Source organism: Bradyrhizobium manausense, assembly GCF_001440035.1.
Taxonomy (GTDB): Bacteria; Pseudomonadota; Alphaproteobacteria; order Rhizobiales; family Xanthobacteraceae; genus Bradyrhizobium; species Bradyrhizobium manausense.
On the sequence record NZ_LJYG01000112.1, the window covers coordinates 546311 to 550636 of the forward strand.

Genomic DNA, 4326 nt, shown 5'->3' on the forward strand with positions numbered 1-4326 from the left:
CCAGCCGATGCTCGACCCGCGCCGCGAGGTCGCGATCGTATTCCAGGACTATGGCAAGGCGCTGCTGCCCTGGCGAACCGCAGCCGGCAACATCTCGCTGGCGCTGGAGGCCTGCGGAATTCCTGCGCGCGAGCGCCCCGGACGCATCGCGGCGTTGCTGCGCAAGGTTGGCCTGCCCGCCCATGCCGACAAATACCCGGCGGAAATGTCCGGCGGCATGCAGCAGCGGTTGCAGATCGCACGCTGTCTCGCACAGGAGCCGACCACGCTTCTGATGGACGAGCCGTTCGGCGCGCTGGATGCGATGACGCGGCAAGGTCTGCAGGACGAGGTGCTGTCGTTGACGGCGGCGAGCAACACCACCGTCATCTTCGTGACCCACGATCTCGACGAGGCGATCTATCTCGGCGACCGTGTCATCGGTCTGTTGCCGCATCCCGGCCGGATCGGAATCGAGCTGGATGTGAACCTGTCGCGCCCGCGCGACCAGCTTGCCACAAGGGAGCATCCGGAATTCCTGCGGCTGCGACGGCAACTCTTCGACTTCATCAAGGCGACCGAACATTGAGCCTCGAACGCACCAAGCCGCTGCTGCTGCCGCTCGCGGCACTGCTCGTCTTCGAGCTCTGGATCCGCCTCGCCCATTTGCAGAGCGACAGCCTGGCGCCTCCGAGCGCGGTGCTCGCCGCTCTGGTCGCAGCACTGGCCGACCTCTCGATCCCGATCGCCACCCGTGACACGCTGCTCGCGGCGTTTGCGGGGCTCGCGATCGGCAGCGTGATCGGGCTTGCGCTCGGGATCGCCTTCGGCATCTCGCGCGTGCTCGATCGGTTGATGGAAGTGACCATCGAGGCGATCCGGCCGATTCCGTCGATCGCGCTGCTGCCGATCGCGCTGATCGCGCTCGGCTTCGGCTATCGCATGGAGATCGTGATCGTCGCCTTTGCCTGCGTCTGGCCGATGCTGATCCTGAGCCGCACCGCCGTTCGCGGCATCGAGCCGCGGTTGATGGAGGTGTCGCGGGCGCTGCGGCTGACACCGGTGCAGCGGATCATCAAGATCATCATTCCAGCCGCGCTGCCGCGCATCTTTGTCGCATTCCGGCTATCCGCCGGCATCGCGTTGATCGTCGCGGTGACGGTCGAGATCGCGATCAATCCGCTCGGGCTCGGCGCCGGCATCATGCTGGCCCAGCAGGCGCTGCGGCCGGATTTGATGCTCGCTTATCTGGTCTGGATCGGCGCCATCGGCTATGGGCTCAACCTCGTCTTGATCGTGGTCCAGCACCGCCTGTTCGGCCGCGCCGCCACCGCCGGAGCCGGCTCATGAGCGCCGCCGCGATGATCTGGCGCATCGCAAGCTTTGCGGTCGCCGCCGGCTTTGTCGGGCTCTGGCAGCTCATTGCCAATCTCAAGCTGGTCTCGCCTGTGTTTCTGCCCGGCCCCGACCGCGCCTGGGCCGCCCTGATGCGTGGCTTTGCGAGCGGCGATCTCACCAGCAAGCTCGTCGGCACGCTGGAGCACATGGCCTATGGCTGGCTCGCCGCTTCGATCGCGGGCATCGCGCTCGGCGCCCTGATCGGATCGTCTCGCCTGATGCGCATCTATATCGCGCCATCGCTGGAATTCCTGCGTCCGCTGCCGGTCTCCGCCATCATCCCGGTCGCGATCGCAATGCTCGGCTTGACGGAAGGCATGGCCCTGTTCGTGATCGCCTTCGGGGCGATCTGGCCGATCATGCTTGCGACCATTCACGGTTTTGCCGCGGTCGAGCCGCGCCTCTACGAGGTCGCGCGCGCGTTGCAGATGTCGCGCACCGCCGTGGTCTTCAAGATCGCGTTGCCGTCGGCCCTGCCCGATATCCTCGCCGGCATGCGGCTCAGCCTGACGGTCGCGCTGATCCTCTCCGTCGTCTGCGAGGTGCTGGCCGGGCTCGACGGCCTTGGCCATTGGGTGCTGCTGTCGGCGCGCGCCTTCCGCTCGGCCGATCTGTTTGCCGGCGTGATCCTGCTCGGGGCCACCGGCTATGTCACGTCGGTTGCCATGTCACTGGCCGAGCGCAGGCTATTGGCGTGGCAGTCGACGCGCTGATCAGCGCGGGACGACGGCTGTCGCTTCGATCTCGACACGCGCCGACGGCTCGACCAGACGCACGACCTGCACCAGCGCCATGCTGGGGTAATGGGTGCCGACCACCTCGCGATAGGCTTTGCCAAGTGCCTTCAGGTTCGCGACGTACTCGTCCATGTCGACGACATACCAGGTCAGGCGCACCAGATGGTCCGGCCGCGCGCCGCCTTCGGCCAGGATTGCGACGATGTTTTCGAGCGTCTGGCGGACTTGTGCGACGAAGCCGTCGGCAAACCGGCCCGCAACGTCCCAGCCGACGACGCCACCGGTCACGACCAGGCGTCCCTCGGCCGTGATGCCGTTGGCATACCCTTTCGGCTGCGGCCAGCCGCTGGGCTGGAGCACTCGCAGACCGGTCGCTGCAGCTTCCGGTTTTGTCATCGTACTCATGGAGAACTTTCTATCTTCTCAGCGCGGCTTCAACAGTTCGCGGGCGACAATCAGTTTCTGGACCTCGGTCGCGCCCTCATAGATGCGCAGCGCCCGGATCTCGCGGTAGAGGCTCTCGACGACCTCTCCTTTACGCACGCCGCGGCCGCCGAACATCTGGACGGCGCGGTCGATGACGCGCTGCGCAGTCTCGGTCGCAGTCAGCTTCGCCATCGCCGCTTCACGCGTCGTCGGAAGTTTCTGGACATCGCGGCGCCAGGCCGCTCGATAGGTCAGGAGCGCGGCGGCATCGGTGTCCGTCGCCATGTCGCCGAGCGCGGCCTGGGTCAGCTGGAGATCTCCCAAGGTCGCGCCGAACATTTTGCGGCTGCGCGCGTGCGACAGCGCTTCGTCCAGCGCACGCCGGGCAAAGCCGAGAGCTGCGGCCGCGACCGAGGCGCGGAAAATATCCAGCGTCTGCATCGCAAGCTTGAACCCGCCGCCGGGCGCGCCGAGGCGGCGGCTCGCCGGAATCCGGCAATTGGTGAAGCGCAGCGTCGCCAGTGGATGCGGCGCGATGACGTCAATGCGCTCGGCAATGTCGAAGCCGGGATCATCGGGAAAGACGACGAAGGCCGAGATGCCGCGCGCACCCGGCGCCTCGCCGGTTCGGGCGAACAGCGTGTAGACGTCGGCGATGCCGCCATTGGAGATCCAGGTCTTCTCGCCGTCGATGACGTAGTCGTTGCCGTCGGTCCGCGCGGTGCAGGACATCGCCGCGACGTCCGATCCCGCCTCCTTCTCGGACAGCGCGAAGGCGGCAAGCCACTCGCCGGAGCGAACTTTCGGCAGCACCTGCTTGCGCAGCTCCACCGAGCCGCCGAGCGCAATCGCGCCGGAGCCGAGCCCCTGCATGGCGAAGGCGAAATCGGCAAGGCCATCGGCATAGGCGAGCGATTCGCGCGACAGGCAGATCGAGCGGGAATCGATCGTGGCCGCATCGCCGTCGGGCGCCGCCACCGCGCAATCGAGCAGGCCCGCCTCGCCCATCGCGCGCACGAGGTGGCGGCAGGCGCCGTCGACCTCGTTGTGATCGATCGTGTCGAGCGCGCCCGACTGCACGAAGCGGTCGAGCTTCGCGCCGATTGCGTGGTGGCGCGGTTCGAAGAACGGCCAGTCCAGCCAGTCGCGCCTGATGACTTTTGCAACGGAGCTCATTGGTCACCTCCTCCGTTCACTGGGCGCTAGCTGCGGCAGCGCGCGCCAGGTTGGTTTCGTACTGTCCCTTGGCGGACAGATATTGCTTCGGCCAGCTGACAGCGGTGATGCCGATGCGCGCGGCTTCGTGCAGGGTCCAGGCGGGATCGGCCAAATGCGGCCGCGCAATGGCGCAGAGATCGGCGCGGCCGGCCGCCAGAATCGAGTTGGCGTGATCGGCCTCGGAGATCGCGCCAACGGCAATCGTTTCGATGCCGACCTCGTTGCGGATCAGGTCGGCAAAGGGCGTCTGGAACAGGCGGCCATAGATCGGCCGCTCCTCCTTCCAGACCTGCCCCGAGGAGCAATCGATCACGTCCGCCCCCGCCTCCTTGAACATCGCGGCGAAGATCGCCGCGTCAGTCGGGGTGTTGCCGCCGTCGGTCCAGTCATGACAGGACAGGCGCACCGACATCGGCCGGTCGGACGGCCACACCGCGCGCATCGCCTCGAACACCTCCAGCGGATAGCGCGCGCGGTTCTCGTGGCTGCCGCCGTACTCGTCCGTGCGCCGGTTGGTCAGCGGCGAGAGGAAGCTCGACAGCAGATAGCCGTGGGCGCAATGCAGTTC

At 67.0% G+C, this 4326-nt stretch carries 6 protein-coding genes; 3 read left to right on the forward strand and 3 right to left on the reverse strand.

Annotated elements, in window-relative coordinates:
- From AOQ71_RS39155 to AOQ71_RS39165, 3 genes are all read left to right on the forward strand, one after another.
- The coding region (locus tag AOQ71_RS39155) for an ABC transporter ATP-binding protein (RefSeq protein ID WP_245317377.1) at nt 1-568 on the forward strand (568 nt) is incomplete at its 5' end.
- Nucleotides 565-1329 carry an ABC transporter permease gene (locus tag AOQ71_RS39160; protein WP_057758648.1) on the forward strand — a complete coding sequence of 255 codons (765 nt, stop codon included), beginning with the start codon at nt 565-567 and terminating at the stop codon, nt 1327-1329. The genes AOQ71_RS39155 and AOQ71_RS39160, both read left to right, overlap by 4 nt.
- Complete coding sequence (locus AOQ71_RS39165; protein WP_057758650.1) at nt 1326-2090, forward strand: ABC transporter permease; 765 nt, start codon at nt 1326-1328, stop codon at nt 2088-2090. Before AOQ71_RS39160 ends, AOQ71_RS39165 begins: the two co-directional genes overlap by 4 nt.
- Here the strand turns inward: AOQ71_RS39165 and AOQ71_RS39170 are convergent, their stop codons facing one another.
- The 3 genes from AOQ71_RS39170 to AOQ71_RS49360 all read right to left on the reverse strand — a co-directional run.
- Entirely contained in the window at nt 2091-2519 is a 429-nt protein-coding gene (locus AOQ71_RS39170; protein WP_057758652.1) for a RidA family protein, read from the reverse strand.
- 18 nt (nt 2520-2537) lie between these two features.
- Complete coding sequence (locus AOQ71_RS39175; protein ID WP_057758654.1) at nt 2538-3716, reverse strand: acyl-CoA dehydrogenase family protein; 1179 nt, start codon at nt 3714-3716, stop codon at nt 2538-2540.
- 16 nt (nt 3717-3732) lie between these two features.
- On the reverse strand, nt 3733-4326 hold a 594-nt coding region (locus tag AOQ71_RS49360; RefSeq protein WP_488226157.1), incomplete at its 5' end, for an oxidoreductase.

What these genes read in the sequence shown, in the direction of transcription:
- AOQ71_RS39165 (WP_057758650.1), top strand. Translation starts at nt 1,326, where the DNA reads ATGAGCGCCGCCGCGATGATCTGGCGCATCGCAAGCTTTGCGGTCGCC.
- AOQ71_RS39170 (WP_057758652.1), bottom strand. Translation starts at nt 2,519, where the DNA reads ATGAGTACGATGACAAAACCGGAAGCTGCAGCGACCGGTCTGCGAGTG.
- AOQ71_RS39175 (WP_057758654.1), bottom strand. Translation starts at nt 3,716, where the DNA reads ATGAGCTCCGTTGCAAAAGTCATCAGGCGCGACTGGCTGGACTGGCCG.